General features: G+C 42.2%; 20 protein-coding genes. 1 reads left to right on the forward strand and 19 read right to left on the reverse strand.

Going from position 1 to position 20,106, the window contains the following annotated elements; genetic code table 11:
• Positions 1 to 84: 84 nt before the first annotated feature.
• The 5 genes from recG to BLR93_RS02345 form a co-directional block, all read right to left on the reverse strand.
• A complete protein-coding gene (gene recG / locus BLR93_RS02325) occupies positions 85 to 2,121 on the reverse strand; it encodes an ATP-dependent DNA helicase RecG (RefSeq protein ID WP_093210814.1) in 2,037 nt (678 codons plus the stop codon).
• A 5-nt stretch (positions 2,122 to 2,126) separates the two neighbouring features.
• Positions 2,127 to 3,011, reverse strand: a complete 885-nt coding sequence (gene sdaAA, locus BLR93_RS02330; protein WP_093210817.1) for an L-serine ammonia-lyase, iron-sulfur-dependent, subunit alpha — start codon at positions 3,009 to 3,011, stop codon at positions 2,127 to 2,129.
• A gap of 77 nt (positions 3,012 to 3,088) precedes the next feature.
• Positions 3,089 to 3,751 (reverse strand): L-serine ammonia-lyase, iron-sulfur-dependent subunit beta, encoded by a 663-nt coding sequence (sdaAB, locus tag BLR93_RS02335; RefSeq protein WP_093210819.1) that lies wholly within the window; start codon positions 3,749 to 3,751, stop codon positions 3,089 to 3,091.
• 131 nt (positions 3,752 to 3,882) lie between these two features.
• Positions 3,883 to 5,547 carry a DAK2 domain-containing protein gene (locus BLR93_RS02340; RefSeq protein WP_093210821.1) on the reverse strand — a complete coding sequence of 555 codons (1,665 nt, stop codon included), beginning with the start codon at positions 5,545 to 5,547 and terminating at the stop codon, positions 3,883 to 3,885.
• A 120-nt stretch (positions 5,548 to 5,667) separates the two neighbouring features.
• Complete coding sequence (locus tag BLR93_RS02345; RefSeq protein ID WP_093210823.1) at positions 5,668 to 6,027, reverse strand: Asp23/Gls24 family envelope stress response protein; 360 nt, start codon at positions 6,025 to 6,027, stop codon at positions 5,668 to 5,670.
• Between the two features lie 232 nt (positions 6,028 to 6,259).
• Here BLR93_RS02345 and rpmB point away from each other — a divergent pair, with 232 nt between their 5' ends.
• Positions 6,260 to 6,448, forward strand: a complete 189-nt coding sequence (rpmB, locus tag BLR93_RS02350; RefSeq protein WP_026570405.1) for a 50S ribosomal protein L28 — start codon at positions 6,260 to 6,262, stop codon at positions 6,446 to 6,448.
• A 156-nt stretch (positions 6,449 to 6,604) separates the two neighbouring features.
• On the opposite strand, the gene spoVM is transcribed toward rpmB, so the two are convergent.
• The 14 genes from spoVM to BLR93_RS02420 all read right to left on the reverse strand — a co-directional run bounded on the left by spoVM (position 6,605) and on the right by BLR93_RS02420 (position 20,073).
• Positions 6,605 to 6,685 carry a stage V sporulation protein SpoVM gene (gene spoVM, locus BLR93_RS02355; protein WP_093210825.1) on the reverse strand — a complete coding sequence of 27 codons (81 nt, stop codon included), beginning with the start codon at positions 6,683 to 6,685 and terminating at the stop codon, positions 6,605 to 6,607.
• Positions 6,686 to 6,745: 60 nt separating this feature from the next.
• Entirely contained in the window at positions 6,746 to 7,402 is a 657-nt protein-coding gene (locus BLR93_RS02360) for a thiamine diphosphokinase (protein ID WP_093210827.1), read from the reverse strand.
• Positions 7,403 to 7,505: 103 nt separating this feature from the next.
• Entirely contained in the window at positions 7,506 to 8,156 is a 651-nt protein-coding gene (gene rpe, locus BLR93_RS02365; RefSeq protein WP_093210829.1) for a ribulose-phosphate 3-epimerase, read from the reverse strand.
• A 5-nt stretch (positions 8,157 to 8,161) separates the two neighbouring features.
• The gene (gene rsgA, locus BLR93_RS02370; protein WP_093210831.1) at positions 8,162 to 9,049 is read right to left on the reverse strand and encodes a ribosome small subunit-dependent GTPase A; all 888 of its coding nucleotides are present in this window, start codon (positions 9,047 to 9,049) and stop codon (positions 8,162 to 8,164) included.
• Positions 9,050 to 11,041, reverse strand: coding sequence for a Stk1 family PASTA domain-containing Ser/Thr kinase (gene pknB, locus BLR93_RS02375; protein WP_093210833.1), 1,992 nt, complete (start codon positions 11,039 to 11,041; stop codon positions 9,050 to 9,052).
• Positions 11,041 to 11,796, reverse strand: a complete 756-nt coding sequence (locus tag BLR93_RS02380; RefSeq protein WP_093210835.1) for a Stp1/IreP family PP2C-type Ser/Thr phosphatase — start codon at positions 11,794 to 11,796, stop codon at positions 11,041 to 11,043. Before BLR93_RS02380 ends, pknB begins: the two co-directional genes overlap by 1 nt.
• Positions 11,797 to 11,867: 71 nt before the next feature.
• Entirely contained in the window at positions 11,868 to 13,214 is a 1,347-nt protein-coding gene (rsmB, locus tag BLR93_RS02385) for a 16S rRNA (cytosine(967)-C(5))-methyltransferase RsmB (protein ID WP_093210837.1), read from the reverse strand.
• A complete protein-coding gene (gene fmt, locus BLR93_RS02390; protein ID WP_093210839.1) occupies positions 13,207 to 14,154 on the reverse strand; it encodes a methionyl-tRNA formyltransferase in 948 nt (315 codons plus the stop codon). Before fmt ends, rsmB begins: the two co-directional genes overlap by 8 nt.
• 13 nt (positions 14,155 to 14,167) lie before the next feature.
• Complete coding sequence (priA, locus tag BLR93_RS02395; RefSeq protein WP_093210841.1) at positions 14,168 to 16,576, reverse strand: primosomal protein N'; 2,409 nt, start codon at positions 16,574 to 16,576, stop codon at positions 14,168 to 14,170.
• Complete coding sequence (gene coaBC / locus BLR93_RS02400) at positions 16,573 to 17,787, reverse strand: bifunctional phosphopantothenoylcysteine decarboxylase/phosphopantothenate--cysteine ligase CoaBC (RefSeq protein WP_093210843.1); 1,215 nt, start codon at positions 17,785 to 17,787, stop codon at positions 16,573 to 16,575. The genes priA and coaBC overlap by 4 nt, the downstream gene beginning before the upstream one ends.
• 219 nt (positions 17,788 to 18,006) lie before the next feature.
• Positions 18,007 to 18,210 carry a DNA-directed RNA polymerase subunit omega gene (gene rpoZ, locus BLR93_RS02405; RefSeq protein ID WP_093210845.1) on the reverse strand — a complete coding sequence of 68 codons (204 nt, stop codon included), beginning with the start codon at positions 18,208 to 18,210 and terminating at the stop codon, positions 18,007 to 18,009.
• The gene (gene gmk / locus BLR93_RS02410; protein WP_093210847.1) at positions 18,207 to 18,827 is read right to left on the reverse strand and encodes a guanylate kinase; all 621 of its coding nucleotides are present in this window, start codon (positions 18,825 to 18,827) and stop codon (positions 18,207 to 18,209) included. Before gmk ends, rpoZ begins: the two co-directional genes overlap by 4 nt.
• A 16-nt stretch (positions 18,828 to 18,843) precedes the next feature.
• Positions 18,844 to 19,104: an extracellular matrix/biofilm regulator RemA gene (gene remA / locus BLR93_RS02415; protein ID WP_093210849.1), complete on the reverse strand. Its 261-nt coding sequence runs from the start codon at positions 19,102 to 19,104 to the stop codon at positions 18,844 to 18,846.
• Between the two features lie 87 nt (positions 19,105 to 19,191).
• Complete coding sequence (locus BLR93_RS02420; RefSeq protein ID WP_093210851.1) at positions 19,192 to 20,073, reverse strand: YicC/YloC family endoribonuclease; 882 nt, start codon at positions 20,071 to 20,073, stop codon at positions 19,192 to 19,194.
• Between the last annotated feature and the right edge of the window lie 33 nt (positions 20,074 to 20,106).

Genomic DNA, 20,106 nt, shown 5'->3' on the forward strand with positions numbered 1-20,106 from the left:
CGTCCAAATTAAGACTAGGTACTAATAGTAATATATAATACCAAAAAAGAATATGCAAGCATTTATCGCAGCAGCAAAAAACAGTCAGTCCAGAGTTTCGCCTTTTAGAATACTGTCATTCAGTACACTTATTTTTAGAAGCTCATATTCTTTATCCTTTTCTAAGAGCTGGGAGGCTATTATCTCTTGGGCATCATTCCTGGCCGTCTCTAAGGCTCGGTAGTCATGAACCATATCTGCCACCCGGAATTCGGGTATTCCACTTTGTTTTTTGCCAAAAAAATCTCCCGGTCCTCTAAGTTTTAAATCCTCTTCGGAAAGTTCAAAGCCATTAGCAGTTTCCGTCATGATTTTCATTCTTTCCTTCCCTACTTCTCCTTTGGGATCAGCAACAAGAATACAATAACTTTGATCTTGTCCCCGGCCAACACGGCCTCGCAATTGATGCAGCTGGGACAGCCCAAACCTTTCGGCATCATAGATGACCATTACGGTAGCATTAGGGACGTTTACCCCCACTTCCACTACAGTAGTGGAAACTAATACTTGAATATGGTTCTCCGCGAATTTTTTCATCACTTCTTCTTTTTCATCCATATGGAGTCTTCCGTGCATCAGTCCAACCGCTGCACGAGGTTCAAAATATTCCTGTAACTGGTGGTATAGGTCAACTGCATTTTGAATATCCAGTTTGTCGGATTCCTCAATCAAAGGGCAAATTACATACGCCTGATGACCGTTGCTTATTTCTTTCTGGATAAACTGCAGAACGCGTTCTAGTAAGTTATCCTTTACCCAATAAGTTTCCACTTGTTTTCTTCCTGAAGGCATTTCATCAATGACAGACACATCCATGTCGCCAAAAGCTGTTATCGCTAAAGTTCTTGGAATCGGAGTAGCTGTCATAAATAAAACGTCTGGTTGCAATCCTTTATCTCTAAGGACTCTGCGCTGCTCTACTCCAAACCGGTGTTGCTCATCCACAATCACTAATCCCAAATCATGGAATATGACTTCTTCCTGAATCAGGGCGTGTGTACCGATGACTATATTAGCCTGATGGCCGGCTATGTCGCTAAGTATTTCTTTTCTTTTTTTGCCTTTCACAGAACCCGTAAGCAATACAACATTAGCTTTATCAGCAAACAAATCTGTCAGTGATTGATAATGCTGCTCTGCCAATATTTCTGTTGGCACCATCAAAGCACCTTGTTTTCCAGCTGTAATCGAAGCATATAAGCTGATTGCCGCTACCGCTGTCTTGCCTGACCCCACATCTCCTTGTAAAAGCCTGTTCATCCGGTATGGAGATTGCAGGTCAGTCAAAATATCTGTCAAGGAACGCGTTTGAGCAGAAGTCAACGCAAAGGGCAAACTGTTTTTAAAGCGCTCCACTTTCTCTTCCTGGAAAACCTGGCTGTTTCCGAGGGTAGCTTCCCGCTTCCGCTTCCGCAGAAGCTGCATTTTTAACTGAAACAGCAAAAACTCTTCATAGACAAATCTTCGCCTGGCGTGTTTCAATACTTGATGGTTGTCCGGCATATGCATATGCTTGACAGCTTCTAGACGTCCCGGCAATTTATAAGCCGTTAAGTATTGTGCCGGCAAAATTTCCTGAAGGCTATCCTGATATTGGGCAATGGCTGTTGCAACCGCCTTTTTTATTTGCAGGTTGGAAACATCGCTTTTCAATGCATAAACAGGCTGGATTCTCGCCTGGCTATCAGCCTTTCCTTTTTTATAATTGCTTACCGTGATTTGCAAACGGTGCTGGTCCCACTTACCTGTAACGGTAACCACATCGCCCGGACGCAACTGTTTTTTAGCAAAGGAACGATTGAACATGACCGCCTTTACTACGACATGTTCTACTTGCAGACTGACGGTCAGCCTGGATTTTCTCTTTCCATAAAAAGATAGGGAAGGTTCGCCGATAACCTCCCCCTCTATCGTCACTTTATCCTGATGAATCAGCTCGCTTAACGGCTTTATCTCATAAACATCATATCGAGCGGGAAAATAAAGGAGAAGGTCTTCAATAGAATAAACCCCTAAACTGTTTAACCCCTGTTCAAGCTTTGCACCGATTCCTTTAATATTTGAAACTGGCTCATTCAACAAGTCTTTCACTCTTTCTTCATAGGGATTCCATAAATCTTTGCTTCTAGTGCCCTTCCTGTTGGAGTAGCCGCCAAGCCGCCTTCAGCGGTCTCTTTATGAGCTGATGGCATCGCACGTCCAATCCGATACATAGCCCCGATTACTTCGTCGCAAGGGATCCTGCTGGTTATTCCCGCCAACGCCATATCTGCAGATACAATGGCATTGGAAGCACCTGCAGCATTCCTTTTAACACATGGAACCTCCACTAGCCCTGCAACTGGGTCACAAACTAATCCAAGCATGTTTTTTAACGTAATAGCAAATGCCTCCGAACTTTGTTGAGGAGTACCGCCTGCCATTTCCACGATCGCTGCTGCCGCCATCGCTGCTGCAGAACCAACCTCGGCCTGGCATCCGCCCGCTGCGCCTGAAATAGACGCATTATTAGCTACTACGAAACCAAAAGCTCCAGAAGTAAATAGGAAACGAATCATTTCTTCTCTCGTTGGGTTTAAACGGTTTTTGACAGCAAACAAAGTACCTGGTACGCATCCGGCGCTTCCCGCAGTTGGTGTAGCACAAATCGTTCCCATAGCAGCATTAACTTCATTGGTAGCTACAGCCTTGCTGACAGCATCAAGCAAAAGTTCTCCTGACAAAGGCTGCTTTTCTTCGAGGTATTTTTGGAGAAGGACAGCATCTCCTCCTGTTAAACCAGAGTGGGACTTTACGCCTTGTAAACCTTCTTCGACAGCTTTTTCCATGACAGACAGATTCTTTTCCATTTGGGAGATAACTTCTTCCCTCGTTTTTTCTTTGACATCCATTTCCTGCCTGATCATTACTTCTGATATCTTAATATTCTCATTTTCTGCTATTTCTACTAATTCAGCAACATTACGGAACACATGTAAAACTCCTCTCGATCGAAAAAAACAACGTTCTAACGTTTGTTGTTTTTTCCTGCTGATTTTTCTACTGTCTTCTAATCCACTATTTTGGCAACTTGCAAAATATGGGAAGCGTTCTCCAATTCTTTTAATATATAATCACCGACATTTTGATCGACCTCGATAACCATCAGTGCTTCTTTGCCTACATCCTTCCTGGAAACTTCCATTCGGCCGATATTTATTTCATGTTTGGCCAAAATCTGTGTAACGGAAGCAATCGCGCCATGTCGGTCATTGTGCATGACAAGCACGGCCGGGTGGTTTCCAGATAAACGGAGCTCAAAGCCATTTAATTCGGTAATTTCTGCTTTTCCTCCGCCAATCGATATACCTACTAATTCCAAATCTTCTACACCATCGCCAATCCGCACACGAGCTGTGTTTGGATGATCGGTTGCAGCTTCATCTTCATGAAAAGATATTTTCATCCCTTTTTTTTCTGCTATTTCAATAGATTTACCAATACGCTGGTCATCGGTGTCATAATCAAGCAAACCACCGATAATTGCCACATCTGTTCCGTGGCCTCTGTATGTTTTAGCGAAAGACCCGTACAGATGGATCTCCGCCCATGCAGGTTCCTTACCAAATAAATTTCTTGCCGCCCTGCCAATCCTGGCAGCTCCCGCGGTATGGGAACTAGAAGGGCCGACCATCACGGGGCCGATAATATCAAATACAGATTTGTACTTCATATTTACACTCACCTCTCCTCTTATATTTTAAAGCCTTGAGAAAGGAAACGCCAACATAATTATCTTTTTCAACAACGCTGTTCTCAGAAAAAAAACCCTCTTCCCCATAAGGAGAGGAGGGTATTGCTGCTTTATTCAATCGCAATGATATAAGAGTAAATTGGCTGGTTGCCTTCATGTATTTCTACTTCTATGTCTTCATAATTTTCTTCAAGGAAAGCTTCCAGTGCTTGTACCTCTTCACTTGTTGCATCTTCCCCTTGCAGGATAGTGACAATTTCATCGTCTTCATCCATCATTCCATTAATTAATTCTTTGACAGTTGCAAGTTTGTCTTTGTTCGTTGCCTTGATTTTTCCATCGGCAAGCCCCATAAAGCTGCCATTTTCAATCGTCATGCCATCGATTTGTGTATCTCTGACTGCATAAGTGATTTGGCCCGTCTTCACTTGTTTGCTAGCTTCGAGCATACTTTGTTTATTCTCGTCCAAATCTGCATCCGGATGAAACGCCAGCAAAGCGCTCATCCCTTGAGGGATCGTCTTGGTAGGCACGACAGCTACATTTTCTTCTGCTAGTTCAGCAGCTTGATCAGCTGCCATAACAATGTTTTTATTATTTGGAAGAATGATAATGTTGCGTGCATTGGCTTGTTTAATGGCATCGGCGATATCCTGCGTGCTTGGATTCATCGTTTGCCCGCCTTGGATGACAACACTTGCCCCCAGGCTTTCCAGTAAATTCTTCAGCCCTTCTCCCATTGCTACTGTAACAATGGCAAATTCAGCGGTTTCTTTCGGCTTTTGCTGATTTGTTTTAGCGCCGACAATCGAGGTATGCTGTTCCCTCATATTTTCAATTTTTAAATTAATTAAACTTCCAAATTGTTGCCCTAGTGTAAGCACCTCTCCCGGGTACTCGGCATGAATATGGACTTTTACGATTTCTTCATCAGAAACTACTAATAAAGAATCCCCGTGCTCTCCTAATTCATTGCGAAAGTTATCTTCAACAAAAGGGTTATCGTTCAGTTTTTCCTCTTCAAGTTTCACCATGAATTCGGTACAGTAGCCGAATTCAATATCTTCAGTATTCATGAAATCCTGAGCCATTTTGTGATGTTCCGCATTAACCATATCACTAATGTCCACATCAGATTCAATAGCAGTCGGAAGCTCCTCCCCCTTTAATGAAGAAAGAAGTCCCTCATAAATTGTAACAAGGCCCTGGCCGCCGCTGTCTACCACACCGACTTCCTTCAGAACCGGAAGTAAATCAGGTGTCCTTTTTAGCGAAGCCTTTGCCTCTGCCAGGACTTGTTCCATAAACGAAACGATATCGCTAGTAGATTGTGCGGCTTCCTCAGCTTTGACTGCTGCGTCTTTTGCTACCGTTAATATTGTCCCTTCCACAGGTTTCATCACAGCTTTATAAGCTGTTTTCACCCCGGTTTGAAAACCAGCAGCAAAATCCTGTGTATTAAGTTCAGTCCTGCCCTCTACGCCTTTAGCAAAACCGCGGAACAGCTGGGATAGGATGACACCAGAGTTACCCCGCGCACCCATCAGCAGCCCCTTTGAAAATGCCTGGGCAACCTCACCCGCATGGCTGGAATTAGTATTTTTCACCTCTGTAGCTCCAGAAGTCATTGATAAATTCATATTTGTACCAGTATCTCCATCTGGTACCGGAAATACATTCAGCGAATCAATCATCTTAGCATTGTTAGTTAAATGCTGCGCCCCCAGCAAAACCATTTGGGCAAACGTAGTACCGTCAACCGTTCGTACCGTCACTGCAACTTCCTCCTTATTCAACAAACTAACCAGAAATAGATGAGCATTCCTAGGAATGAAAAAGGTTTCTGGTCATCTAGCCTGCAGTCATGTTTCTCGTTTCATTTTTTAATCATCAATTTACTCAACTACACGTACTCCTTGAATATAAATGTTTACCGAACTGATCGATAAACCGAGTGTTTTATCAAGCGTGTATTTCACCTGTGACTGTACATTATGAGCCACTTCAGAAATTTTCGTACCATAACTAACGATGATATACATGTCAATATGAAGGTTTTCTCCATCCTGGCGTACAACGACACCACGGGAAAAATTTTCTTTACGAAGAATTTCCGCAATTCCATCTCTGAGTTGATTTTTAGAGGCCATACCTATAATTCCATAACATTCGATTGCAGCTCCGCCTGCTATTGTGGATACTACTTCGTTTGTTATTGTTACATGGCCATCTTTCGTAGTGAGTTCAATGGACATCATGACTCCTCCTTGTCTCATTAAATATCTATTCTAATTAATTTTATTATAACATAAGTCATTTTGAAAGCAGTTTCACTACATATAAACCCCTTTATACAATGGACGAAAACAAATAATCTGTCAAGCCGATTTTCTTGATATTTGCTTAAAACAATAATTGCATTATCCGCTGGGCTGTGATAAATTATATAAGTATGTGAAGATATTTATGGTTTTAGGAGGGATAAACATGGGACGTAAATGTGTTGTTACAGGTCGTACAACTCGTTCAGGAAATACCCGTTCTCATGCCATGAACGCTAATAAACGTAATTGGAAAGCTAATGTTCAAAAAGTGCGCATTATGGTAGATGGTAAGCCTAAGCGTGTTTATGTTTCTGCTCGTGCCTTAAAATCCGGCAAAGTAGAACGCGTATAATTAAGCATTCAATTAGGAAGGATTCAGCCAACTTTAAAAAGAAAAAGCTGAGCCTTCAAGTTTAAAAAAGTGTGAGACATTAAAAAAGCACCCGCGCCGGGTGCTTTTTTAATGTCTAAGCAACATCAGGTATTGCTCAAGGTTACAACTTTCCCCTTAATCTTTTTTAAAGGTACCAATGATTGCTCGGACGAATCCGCCAATGAACCTCGGGAGTTTAAAGGTATAAAACTTCATGAAAATCCCCCTCCTCTTTTCCGGATGGCTGTTACCTGCGCTTGGATTTAATATATGCCCTTATTCTTCTATAAGTACATCGCGGCTCTTTATAACTAATAATATGCCTTCCGCAAACGAAAAAGTACCTTTTTCTAAAAGAAGCTCATTTGACATACATAGCGTGGATCCCCAGTTAATCGTCTTATTAGTTAATTTATAATAAAAGCCATCCAAAGTTATACCAGTAACTTTTCTGGTAAACGGGAGAAAAGATATGTAGGGATACTCATCATCCCTGCTAATTTCATTCGAGCCAGGGAAAGACAATGCCAGTTTATTTCCTTTATCAATGATCATCCCCTCTATCTGCTGCTGCTTCAGTTTGTATAAAAGTTGAATATTAGCCAGGCTGTGGTCAATCCTGCCGCCGGTTACTCCAAATAAAAGAAAAAGCCGGTTTTTTGTTTTGAAGGCCTCTAACACAGCAAGTTCAAGATCCGTTTCATCCTTTTCCTCAGGAAATTCCCTGAAGTCCTTCGCGATTGTTTTTATCCGTTTCTTTTCTTCTTCTGAAATTGAATCAAAATCTCCTAACGCTAAATCAGGGGTTATCCCATGATTAATTAAGGTCAGAGCGCCCCTATCCGCACCTATCCAGAAATCAACTTCCTTATATGCGTGTAGATATGGGATATATTTTTCTGGCCCTCCCCCGACAATTGCAGTTACACCCATAGAAAATTTGCTCCTTCTCTTTTAATAAGCCCTCTTTTCTTCTAGAACTGACAGGCTTCAAATTGCTCATACTAAATAAGAAGGCCGCCATCCGGCAGCCTTCTTATTCGGCCTTTCTAATCTCGGAAATGGCCTGCTCTCGATCTTCTGCGGAAAAAACGGCACTGCCGGCAACCAGAACATCTGCTCCAGCATCGACACAGTCTCGTGCAGTTTGTGCATTGACTCCTCCGTCAACTTCAATTTCAAAGGAAAGACCCATTTCTTGTCTCCATGTAGCAATTGTTTTAATCTTTTCTAACACTTCCGGAATAAAAGACTGGCCTCCAAACCCTGGATTGACAGTCATAAGCAATACTAGATCGACTTCTTTCAGGATCGGCTTTAACCCTTCGGCAGGCGTTGCTGGGTTAATGACGACTCCAGCTTTTACACCAGCAGCTTTTATCAACTGGACGGTGCGATGTAAATGCGGGCATGTTTCCTGATGGACAGTAAGAATATCCGCCCCAGCATCCGCAAATGCTGATATATAATGCTCAGGATTTTCGATCATCAAGTGAACATCCAAAGGTAAAGTAGTTACTGGTCTTAGTGCCTTTACTACTAAGGGACCGATGGTTATATTAGGGACGTAGTGACCATCCATCACGTCAACATGGATATAATCTGCTCCGCCTCGTACTACGTCTTCGATCTCTTCTTTAAGGTTGGCGAAATCCGCGGATAATATGGAGGGTGCGATTTTTGTCATTCTTGTTAATACCTCGGCTTTCTGTTCTGTATTTCTTCCATAAATTGCAAGTAATGGTTGTATCTGTATTCGGGTATCTCACCACTATCTACTGCTGCCTTCACAGCACACTTTGGTTCTTTATGGTGCATACATCCCCTGAATTTACAGCCTGCTTTTCTCTCGTTCATTTCCGGGAAACAATCGGAAAGTTCATCAAGCTCAATTTCATTGAACTCAAGCGAACTAAAACCTGGAGTATCAGCCACAAACCCTTGATTTATTTCAATTAGTTCTACATGGCGGGTCGTATGTTTCCCCCTGCCCAGGCTCTCTGATATTTCATTGGTTTCTAATTCCAGCAAAGGGTCAATGGCATTCAGGAGAGAAGACTTTCCTACACCTGACTGACCGGCAATCACAGAGGTTTTCCCTTTAAAATGTTTAACGGCCTCATCGAGTCCCTCCGGACGCATAGTGGAAACCGGTTGTACCTTATAGCCAATTTGCAAATAATCTTGTTTAAACTGATGAATTTGCGCTTGTATATCCGGCGCTACCATATCCATTTTCGAAATGAAAATAATCGGTTCAATTTGCTTCGACTCTATTAATACGAGAAAACGATCCAAAAGCAATGTACTAAAGTCTGGTTTAACTGCAGAAACAACAATAATCGCCTGATCAATATTAGCTATAGGCGGACGTACTAATTCGTTCTTTCTCGGTTTTACATCTACAACATAGCCTTCTCCAGGATTACTTTTTTCCATTTCAACAATATCACCAACGAGCGGGTTTACCTTATTTTTTCGGAATACGCCTCTGCCTCTGCATTGATATGTTTCCTGGCTGTCGGTAGTCTTCACATAATAAAAACCACTAAGTGCTTTTATGATTTTTCCTTCCGTCATTTAGTCACCTTCCCCATCTTCGTACGGGACCGTTTTTTCTATAATTACTTCCTCATCGCGCATGACTCGATATTCCGCTTCTTCGCCAGGCGGAATCGTCAGTCTTATGGTGAATTCTGTATCCTCCGAGATGGATTGCTGTTTATGAAGTTCAGTTATATCTCTGTCTGAATCTCCTACATAAATTTTGACATTCTGTTCAACGGGCTCTTGAGCTTCTTCACCTTCGCCCTCTCCGTTATCGCCTGTATAGGGAACAGTAAAGGTAACGGAATGAGTAACCGGAGGCAATTCTTCAGGTCCAAGCGAAACTACAATTTCCACCTTGGAATCCAAGGTAACTTCACTGAATGGTTCAGGGGATTGGCGGATAACCGTCCCTTCTTTAACATCAGAAGAGTTTTCTTCCGTAACTTCTACGCGCAACCCTTCCCCTTCTATGGCATTTCGCGCCTCCGATTCAGTCATACCTTGATAGGATTGCAGAGTTACTTTCTCAGGTCCCTTACTAATTTCAAATATTACATTCGTTTCCTCTGGGACCACTTCGGAATCCGGCTGTGGCTGGATTTGAGTTATAATTTCCCCAACTGGTCTATCTGAAAATTTTTCATAGGCGTTAATATTTTTATAACCAGATTGTTCAAGCAAGCTCTCAATCTGGCTGAAGTCCCTGCCTACATAATCATCAAAAGATACTTTTTCCTTGCCGTCACTGGCATAAACGGTTACCGTAGAACCTTCCTTAACTTCCGTACCTGCTTCAGGGTCCGTACGGATCACTTGGCCTTCAGCAACCTCATCTGAATACATGGTTTCCCTTTTCACTTCTAAATTCAAGGCTTCTAACTCATTAAAAGCTTCTTCATATTCCATCCCTGCGACATCTATTAATTCGACATCTTTCGGCTGCAGAATCCCAGGAATAAAAAACAAAGCTGCAATCGCCGCAGCCAAGAGAATAAACAAACTGACCGCTATCCAGATAAACGTCTTTTTCCGCTTTCTTTTTCTAGCTTTTTTATCCTTGCTCAAGGCACCGTTTTTTGTATCGTGGATAATCGTTTCTTCTGTGGATTTTGTTTGAAAAGTATCTTCCGTAATAATTGGAATTGCCTTCGTTTCTTCACCGTTCTCTTCAGGTGTTTTAAAAACTTCTTCATTTAATCTATCTGGATCCAAAGAAGTCTCCAAATCCTGTTCCATCTCATCTACCGTTTCATAACGATAAAAAGGATCTTTTGTCGTTGATTTCAGGACGATGTTCTCCACACTTTGCGGGATATCAGGTTCCCAGCGCCGTACAGAAGGCGTTTCACTTTGAAGATGTTTAAGTGCAATGGAAACAGCGGATTGGCCCGAAAAAGGAAGTCTGCCAGTCAATAACTCAAACAAAACAATTCCAAGCGAATAAATGTCTGACTTTTTGTTAGCCATTCCTCCGCGCGCCTGCTCAGGAGACAAATAATGGACAGAACCTAACACAGAATTAGTTTGTGTCAGCGAAGTTGCACTCAAAGCTACAGCTATACCAAAATCGGTCACCTTTGCGTGTCCAAACGGGTCTATTAAAATATTTTGCGGCTTAATATCCCGATGAACGATATCATTGGCATGCGCATGGGTAATAGCAGAGGTAACCTGTTTCATAATATTTAAGGCTTCCTCTACATTTATCGGGCCATACGTCTGTATGTATTTTTTTAATGTCATTCCATCGACATATTCCATGACCATATAATAAATGCCATCTTCCTCGCCAACATCATAAATATTTACAATGTTAGGATGGGAAAGGCTTGTCGCAGAATGAGCTTCCCGATGAAAACGGGCAATAAATTCATCATCATTAGCATATTCCAAGCGCAGGACCTTAATGGCAACATCACGATCAAGTATAATATCTCTTGCCAGGTACACATTGGCCATCCCGCCGCCGCCGATGGTTTGCTTTATTTTGTATCTTTCGTTCAATATTCTGCCGCTTAACACTATGATTCACCTTCTCCCGATGGTTCATCGTGATGAATCAGTACCACGGAAATGTTATCTTCGCCGCCCCGTTCATTAGCCATATCGATTAATGATTGGGCAATCTCTTTTAATTCAGTCGTTTCAAGGACAATTTCCTTAAGTTCTTCCTCTTCAAACTTGTTCGTCAATCCGTCCGAGCAGAGGAGCAGGCGGTTACCTTTCTCCCACCCGATTGATTGAACGTCAGCTTGAACACCGACTTCTGTTCCTAATGCTTTTAACAAAACATTCTTGCGAGGATGGTGCTCAGCGTCATCTTTGCTTATCTGTCCAGAACGAACAAGTTCATTTACTAATGAATGGTCTTCAGTGATTTGTTTAAAACCCTGATCATTAGCAAGGTAACACCTGCTGTCACCGACATGTGCAATGGAAATAAAATCCTTGCTGCAAACAACCGCGACAATGGTCGTTCCCATCCCTTTACATTCTTCATGGTCCTGGGCATACTGCAATATCGATTTATTGACTTTCTCTAGACTGGTGGTCAGCCATTCCTCTGCAGCTTCAGGAGAAAGCAGTGCTTCCGTTTCCTTCCATAAATCACTTAACAGGGATGTGGCCATCTGGCTCGCAACGTCACCAGCTTTATGCCCGCCCATTCCATCAGCAATTACTGCCAGGGTTTGTTGGTTAGAATTACTAAAAAAGCCACCGTCATCCTCATTATGGTTTCTCACTTGTCCTTGATCGGTCAAATAATAGCCATTCATGTGTTCACCTACTCTCTTTCATCATGCCTTAACAAAGCATATTTTCTATCCTGTAACAGTTTTTGTGCCATTTATTTTCTAATCAATCTTGTTAAAAAGAAGCCATCTGTATCATATTCATAAGGAAAGATCTGCAATCCCCATTTAGTGAGTCCTTCTGCATCTTTCAAGACCTGAGGCAATTCCGTTGTGAATTGGCGGTCTACTTCAAACTCTTGATGTGATGATAAAAACTTTTCAACTACTTGTTCATTTTCAGCTTTGTCTACAGTACACGTACTATATACTAGTTTACCACCTTTTTTTAATAATGAGGACAGATTTTCCAATAATTCAAGCTGAACCCCAGCTAAAGAAACGATATCATTCTCCGATTTATGATACTTGATATCCGGTTTCCCACGCATGACGCCCAACCCAGAACACGGAGCATCTAATAAAATCCTGTCAAAGTGTTCTTTCTGATAAACGGTGTGCAGTTCCCGCGAATCGGCTTGTTTAGCGTCGATAATTGTCAAGTCCAATTCAAGTGCCCGCTTTGCAACCACCTTTGCTTTTTTACTGTGCAAGTCATATGCATGCACCTCGCCTTTATTTTCCATTTTTTCAGCAATGTGCGTGGTTTTTCCGCCCGGAGCACTGCAGGCATCCAAAACGACCATTTCTTGTTCTAAATCGAGCATTTCCGCTACAAGCATGGAGCTTTGATCCTGAATCGTAAGCATTCCTGACTGAAATAAAGCATTTTTTAAGATGTTTCCTTTTAGGACATTGATACCCTGCGCGGAAAATTGCGAGGCCTCAACTTCATATCCCTCTTCCCGCAATCTGCTGATAGCACTGTGCCGGTCTATTTTCATGGGCTGTACTCGGACGCTCATTGGCTTATGAAACAGATTAGCCCTGCACATTTTTTCGGTTGTCTCTGCTCCATACATATTCATCCATCGATGCACGAGCCATTTGGGATGGCTTGTTTCTATGGATAACCGCTGAACCTGGTCAGATATATCTTTAACATCCGGAAGACCTGTCCGTTGAATATTCCGTAAAATCCCATTTACGAACGAGGAAACTCCTTTGTGTCCCTTTTGTTTTGCTATTTCCACAGATTCATGGATAATGGCATGGTCTGGGACTTTGCTGAGATACTCCATTTGATAGATAGACATATATAAAAGCCATTTGACCCAGGACTGCATTTTTTTCTTAGGGTTTACGAAATGGTCCAGGTAGTATTCCAAAGTCAATCTGCGTTGAATCGTGCCATACACAATTTCAGTCAAAAGGCCCTCATCTCTGTCACTGAAACCTTCTGTCTTTATCGCCCTGTCGATAAGCAAATGGCTGAAGCCGCCGTTTTCACCGACACGAACCAGGATATCAAGGGCTGTTTTGCGCAATTGGTATTTAGCCATCATTATCTCCTAACTTTTCCCCAATTTTCATCGTATTGCCGGCACCTCTTAAATATTCTCCTGCCATCATACGTTTTTTGCCAGCTGGCTGGAGACTGGTTACTTTAAGGCCTTTCGCGTCTCCACATACAACTACAAAACCATCCTCGGCAAGTTCGGCAATTTCACCAGCCTGGCCGTTATAAGTTTCCGACAGCGGTTCTCCCCACCATATTTTCATCACTTTTCCTTTATATGTAGAAAAAGCGACCGGCCAAGGATGCAATCCACGGATCTGATTATAAATATCTTTAACAGGTTTATTCCAATCTATTTGTTCATCACTCCGTTTAATATTAGGAGCAAACGTGGCCTGCTCTTCTGCTTGTTTTACTCCTTCTAATTCTCCATTAAGCAATTTGGGAAGGGTGTTCTTCAATAGGGCTGCTCCTGCAGCAGACAATTTATCATGCAAGGTGCCTACATGATCACCTTCCTCTATCTTCACTTTTGTTTGTGTCAGTATATCTCCTGCATCCAGCTTCTCCGCCATATACATGATGGTAATGCCAGTTTCTTTTTTTCCCTGGAGAATCGCATATTGAATAGGGGCCCCGCCGCGAAGCTCTGGCAAAAGGGATGCATGGACATTAATACACCCAAATGCCGGAAAATCGAGCAAAGGTTTTGGAAGGATTTGCCCGAAAGCTGCTGTTACGATCAAATCAGGCTCCTGGTCTAGTACGTATTGATATTCCTCTTTTATTTTTCTTGGTTGAAACACCGGGATTCCTAAATGTTCTGCTTCTACTTTTACAGGAGGAGGGGTCATGATTTTCTTTCTTCCTTTTGGCTTGTCAGGCTGTGTTACTGCCAGCACGACATGATATCCATCCTGGACTAGCTGCTTTAACACAGGCACGGAAAAATCAGGCGTTCCCATAAAAACAATCCTTTTCATGGTTGTCTCCTTTCTACATCAATTGATATGGCTGCATATCAACACTTATTAACAGTTCATTTTGTTTCGTTTCATCTTCAAACATAGCCATTATTTTTTTGATTGATTTACTAAGGTTTGGTTCATTTTTGTATTTTATCATGCTTTGATAGCGATATCTATCTTTGATCCTGGTTAAAGGAGACGGAGTCGGCCCGAGAATAGATGCTTGCCTCGATAATTGGTTATTCAGAAGCATGGTGATTTTTTTGGACACTTCGATCACCTTCGCCTGATTTGGATGGGAAACAGTGATTAAAGCAAGAAAAAAATATGGTGGATAGTGAAAAGTCCTTCTCATTTCCATTTCCTTGCGATAAAAGCTTGTGTAATCATACTTACTAGCCATTTGCACACTATAATGTTCTGGTGTATAAGTTTGGATAACGACTTCTCCTGGAAGTGTGTGTCTTCCTGCCCTCCCGCTAACCTGGGTTAGCAGTTGGAAGGTTTTCTCGGCTGCACGGAAGTCTGGCAGATGAAGCAACGAATCAGCTGCCAGAACACCGACCAAGGTAACATTAGCAAAGTCAAGCCCTTTGGCGATCATTTGTGTCCCTAACAGTATATCGGCCTGTTTATCCGCAAACTTATTCAACAACGTTTCATGGGAGCCTTTTTTTCTTGTTGTATCCACATCCATTCGGACTACTCTTGCTTGTGGAATTAACTCTGTTAACGATTCCTCGACCTTTTGGGTACCAGTACCGAAGTAGCGGATTGTTTCACTCTCACATGCCGGGCACTGATTCGGCATCTTATCTTCATGGGAGCAATAGTGACATTTTAACCGTTCATTCTTCCGGTGATAGGTCAAAGCAATATCGCAATGTGGACATTCGATTACATGGCCGCAGTCCCTGCACATGACAAATGTAGAATAGCCGCGACGGTTAAGGAAAAGGACAATTTGTTCATTTCTTGCCAATCTTTCCTCAATTGCCTCTTTCAATTGCCTCGAAAACATGGAGCGGTTGCCCGCATGCAGTTCGCTGCGCATATCGACCAACTCCACTTCAGGCATGGAGGCCTCGTTCATACGCTTACTTAAGGTCAGCAGCTGATAAACACCTTTTTCTGCCCGGGCGTAAGTTTCAAGCATAGGCGTTGCACTGCCTAAAATTACAGGACACGCATGGTGCTCTCCTCTGAAAATGGCGACGTCCCTGGCATGGTAACGCGGATGGTCCTCTTGCTTATAACTTGTTTCATGCTCTTCATCAATAATGATGATACCTAAATTTTCGAATGGAGCAAAAATAGCGGAACGTGCCCCAACGACGACTTGAACTTCTTTCCGTTGGATTTTTCGCCATTCATCAAACTTTTCACCGGCAGAAAGAGCACTATGCAGGACAGCGACATTGGAGCCGAACCTGCCTTTAAATCGCTGCACCATTTGCGGGGTAAGCGCAATTTCCGGGACTAATACAATGGCTTCCTGGCCGTTATTAATGACGGCCTGAATCGACTGCAAGTATACCTCCGTCTTACCGCTCCCCGTCACACCATGCAAAAGAAAAACATCATGGCGGCCATGTTCCACCCTGTCAAAGATGGGGTCTATTGCAGCGGCCTGTTCCTCTGTTAATGTCAATGCCTCTGTTCTCGGATAATTCTCTTCCTTATATGGATTGCGATATACCTCTTGCTTGTGTTCCCGCAGAATCCCTCGATCGATCAATGGCTTTAAAGCCGCCCTTGTCGTATGCAACAAAGATAAGAGTTTTTTTTGCCTGACAGGTTCGTCAACTTCCGCCATATATGTTAGTATCTCTTTTTGTTTGGTAGCCTGTGCCGGCAAATCCGCAATAATCTCCTCAATCTCAATCGCTTCTTTATGCTTGTCTATATATGTTTCCAGCTTCTTCGTTTCTCTTGACTTAACTAGATAAGTAACTTCCACTAACCCTTCCTGGATAGCCTTTTGCAGGGACTTAATACTTCCCTGCCTTTCGATAAATTCTTCATATGGTATAACGTCTCTATGGGCAAATATCTCTTCCAGTCCAAATGGCAGATCGCCATCCACTTGTCGCTGTAATTCCTTCTTATATTTTGCTTTCAATACTTGGGGCAGCATGGCCTGGTATGCAGAGATATAAAAACTCAGTGTTTTTTCGGAGATCCATTTCCCCAGTTTAAGCAATTCATCAGTGAGTACTGGAATAACATCCATTACATCAATTATCTCTTTTAACCGGTCAAATTCAGATCGATCAGAAAGCAGCAAAACAAATCCCATGATTTTGCGCGGGCCGAATGGAACAATGACTCTCATGCCCGGGCGGATAGTCCCAACTAGTTCAGCCGGCACTTTGTAATCAAACAATCGATTCGTCTGGCTTGCTGGTACATCAACAACTACTTTTGCAATATTCACTGCTGCTCATCCCTTATTTCTGTCCATATCATTTGATATAGTTGTCTGGCGATTTCAGTTTTTTCTGCCAAGTGGATTTCTTTTTCCGCTCCCTGGCGGCTGATAAAGGTGACAATATTTGTATCACTGCCAAAACCTGCACCTTCAGTCTTTATATTATTTACTACGATAGCATCTAAATTTTTGGCTTCCAGCTTTTTTCTTCCATACTCCAAATGATTGATCGTTTCTGCAGCAAAGCCTACTAAATATTGACTATTTTTTCTTCTTCCCAGCTCTTCGAGTATATCCTTTGTTCTTTCCATTTCTATCGTCAGGCCATCCTGCTTTTTTTTCATTTTTTCTTCATAAACCGAAATCGGGCGATAGTCAGCAACTGCAGCTGCTTTGATGACAACATCCTGGTCATTATACCGACTGACCACTTCTTCGTACATCTGGTTCGCTGTTTCCACATCTATTCTGGTGACTCCGTCCGGTGTCTTCAAAGTAACAGGTCCGGAAACCAAGATGACTTCCGCCCCCAAACGAGAAGCTTCTGCGGCAAGAGCAAAGCCCATTTTTCCGGACGAGTGGTTCGTAAAATACCGGACTGGATCAACACTTTCTTTCGTGGGACCTGCCGAAATCAATATTTTTTTACCTGTCAAAAACTTTTCAGTCAAACCCCTGTTTAGATGTACTTCTATTGCTTCCATGATTGTTTCTGGTTCTTCTAAGCGTCCTTTTCCTACATAACCGCATGCCAGCAAACCACTTCCCGGTTCTATAAATTTATACCCCCAGCCTTCCAGTCTTTTCATATTGGCTATGACAGCAGGGTGGGCATACATGTGCACATTCATTGCTGGCGCGATATATACGGAAGCTTCAGTAGCCAGGATACTAGTAGTTAGCATATCGTCACCAATACCGTTAGCGATTTTTCCTAAAAAATTAGCTGTAGCAGGGGCTACTAAAAATAAATCAGCCCAGTCAGCAAGATCAATATGGGCGATCTTAGCTGGGTCTTTCTCATCAAAGGTATCAGTGAATACTGGATTTCGGGATAAAGCTTGAAAAGTTAACGGCGAAACAAATTCAGCAGCACTTTTAGTCATGATCACTTTGACGTCAGCGCCCTGCTGTGTTAGCTTACTCGTCAAAGTACACGCCTTATAAGCCGCGATGCCTCCGGTAACTCCTAAAACAATCTTTTTGCCTTTCAACATATTTGTTTCCCCTTTCCATGTTGCGGACAACGATCAATAATGTCTTATTTATAACATATAACTGGCCATTTATAGAAACAGTCGGGCTTGGTTTCAAATGGTTGTGATACAGTTTCGAGTCTCTATAGGTACACCTTAGACAAAAGGAAGCCCTTGCTGAAAGCAGCAAGGGCTGTGTTTATTCTGAAATAAGAAGGAAATTTACCTAAGCAAAAGGGATTATTCTTCACCCGGAGTAAATGTCAGTTTTTCACTTAAAATCTCTTCAAGAGCAATGCCTACATATTTATGAGAGTTTGGATTATCAATCATATAATTTTTTGTTTCCTGCATTTGCCTTGCGCGGCGCGCAGATAATGTTACCAACGTGTACTTTGAATTAATTTTTCCTTGCAATGCATCAATAGATGGTTCTAGCATCATCCCAACTCAGCCTCCAGTACTTTCTTATATTGTTTTGCAACACGTTCCCGTTTACAATGTTCACTTCTTACTATGGATTGGATTTTTGAAACTGCGGTATCAATCTGATCATTAACGACAACATAATCATATGCATCCATCATTTCAATTTCCTTCTTAGCCTCTGTAAGCCTATTATTTACGATATCCTCTGTTTCAGTACCTCTATTTATAATTCTGTTTGCCAGTTCTTCCAAACTAGGTGGGAACAAGAAGATGAACACACCTTGAGGAAAATTCTCTTTTACTTGCAGGGCACCCTGCACTTCAATTTCTAAAAAAACATCCTTGCCTGATTCCAATGTTTCTTCCACATACTCTTTGGGAGTACCATAGTAATTTCCGACATATTGGGCATATTCAAGCAATTTCTTCTCTTCTATCATACGTTCAAACTCTTCTTTAGACTTATAAAAATAGTCAATTCCTTCGGTTTCGCCTTCCCTTTTTGCACGTGTCGTCATTGAAATCGAGTATTTCAATGCCGTATCTTTGTCAAAAAGAGCCTTTCTCACTGTACCTTTCCCTACACCCGACGGACCAGATAATACAAATAAAATCCCTTTCTCTTCAATCAAATTACTTTCCTCCTAGCTATTCATCCGAAATCTCATCATGGCTGATCACTCGCTGCCCAACCGTTTCAGGCTGTACGGCAGACAATACCACGTGGTCGCTGTCTGTGATAATGACTGCCCTCGTACGACGCCCGTATGTAGCATCTACTAATTTATTATTGTCACGTGCCACAGTTATAATCCGTTTAATTGGTGCTGACTCTGGTGAAACAATAGAAATAATCCTATTTGCAGACACCACATTGCCAAAACCTATGTTAATTAATCTCAAGCTCAAAATGTGCTCCCCCTTTTGCGATGACTGTTTTTTTGCCCAGTCTACCATTATTTATATTATATCGGCAATGTTCATTAAAACACAATCTTATTCGATGTTTTGCACTTGTTCTTTAATCTTTTCTATTTCACTTTTCAAACCTACGACCCATTCGCTAATTTGAATATCGTTTGATTTAGAGCCGATTGTGTTCGCTTCCCGAAGCATCTCCTGCAGGATAAAATCCATCTTTCTTCCGACCGCCTCGTTTAGCTGAATCGTTTTACTAAACTGATTTGCATGGCTGTCAAGCCGGGTAACTTCTTCTGTTATATCCCCCTTTTCAGCCAGAATAGCCGCTTCCTGAATCATCCGGGATTCATCGTTTATTCCGTTATCCTGCAAGTATTCCTGTAGTCGGTTCACAATTCTATCCCGATATTCCATTATAACAATCTCTCTTCGTTCTCCCAACCATTTTGCAATATTTCTAATATAATCGATGCGCTTCAGCATATCGTTTGCCAGTTCACTTCCTTCTTTCCTGCGCATCTCATATACTTGACAACAGGTGCTGTCCACCCCATCAATGATAGCCGCCGCTAGTTCGTCCTGACTATGTTCCTGTTCCTGAACGTTAAATATATCCTCGATTCCCGTTATCATTTCCAGAGGGATATTGCCTTGTAAATCATAACGGTTCTTGATTGTACTTAAATGCTCTATGTATTGGTCCATTAATGTCCAGTCAACTGTAAGGCTTCGTTTGACTAGACCGCCCCCTTCAATATTGATAAACACTTCTACCCGCCCCCGTTGGAAGTAGGACTTGATTGTCCTCTTTATTTTTTCTTCCAAAAATAACAGCGACCGGGGCATTTTAGCAGATATATCCAAGAACCGATGATTGACACTGCGTATCTCCACAGTAACGGCCGTCTCACCTATGGTAGTTATCTCTCTTCCATAACCCGTCATGCTCCATACCATCTATATCCCATCCCATTGTTAAATTGTGCTGAA

It is taken from the genome of Sediminibacillus albus (assembly GCF_900101125.1).
Taxonomy (GTDB): Bacteria; Bacillota; Bacilli; order Bacillales; family Amphibacillaceae; genus Sediminibacillus; species Sediminibacillus albus.

Coding starts and splice junctions, on each gene's coding strand:
- spoVM (WP_093210825.1), bottom strand. CDS start 6,685: ATGAAGTTTTATACCTTTAAACTCCCGAGGTTCATTGGCGGATTCGTC.
- BLR93_RS02380 (WP_093210835.1), bottom strand. CDS start 11,796: ATGAATGGCTATTATTTGACCGATCAAGGACAAGTGAGAAACCATAAT.
- rpmB (WP_026570405.1), top strand. CDS start 6,260: ATGGGACGTAAATGTGTTGTTACAGGTCGTACAACTCGTTCAGGAAAT.
- sdaAB (WP_093210819.1), bottom strand. CDS start 3,751: ATGAAGTACAAATCTGTATTTGATATTATCGGCCCCGTGATGGTCGGC.
- rsgA (WP_093210831.1), bottom strand. CDS start 9,049: ATGACGGAAGGAAAAATCATAAAAGCACTTAGTGGTTTTTATTATGTG.
- rpoZ (WP_093210845.1), bottom strand. CDS start 18,210: ATGATGCTAGAACCATCTATTGATGCATTGCAAGGAAAAATTAATTCA.
- rpe (WP_093210829.1), bottom strand. CDS start 8,156: ATGACAAAAATCGCACCCTCCATATTATCCGCGGATTTCGCCAACCTT.
- coaBC (WP_093210843.1), bottom strand. CDS start 17,787: ATGTTGAAAGGCAAAAAGATTGTTTTAGGAGTTACCGGAGGCATCGCG.
- fmt (WP_093210839.1), bottom strand. CDS start 14,154: ATGAAAAGGATTGTTTTTATGGGAACGCCTGATTTTTCCGTGCCTGTG.
- BLR93_RS02420 (WP_093210851.1), bottom strand. CDS start 20,073: ATGGTATGGAGCATGACGGGTTATGGAAGAGAGATAACTACCATAGGT.
- rsmB (WP_093210837.1), bottom strand. CDS start 13,214: ATGGCTAAATACCAATTGCGCAAAACAGCCCTTGATATCCTGGTTCGT.
- BLR93_RS02345 (WP_093210823.1), bottom strand. CDS start 6,027: ATGTCCATTGAACTCACTACGAAAGATGGCCATGTAACAATAACAAAC.
- BLR93_RS02360 (WP_093210827.1), bottom strand. CDS start 7,402: ATGGGTGTAACTGCAATTGTCGGGGGAGGGCCAGAAAAATATATCCCA.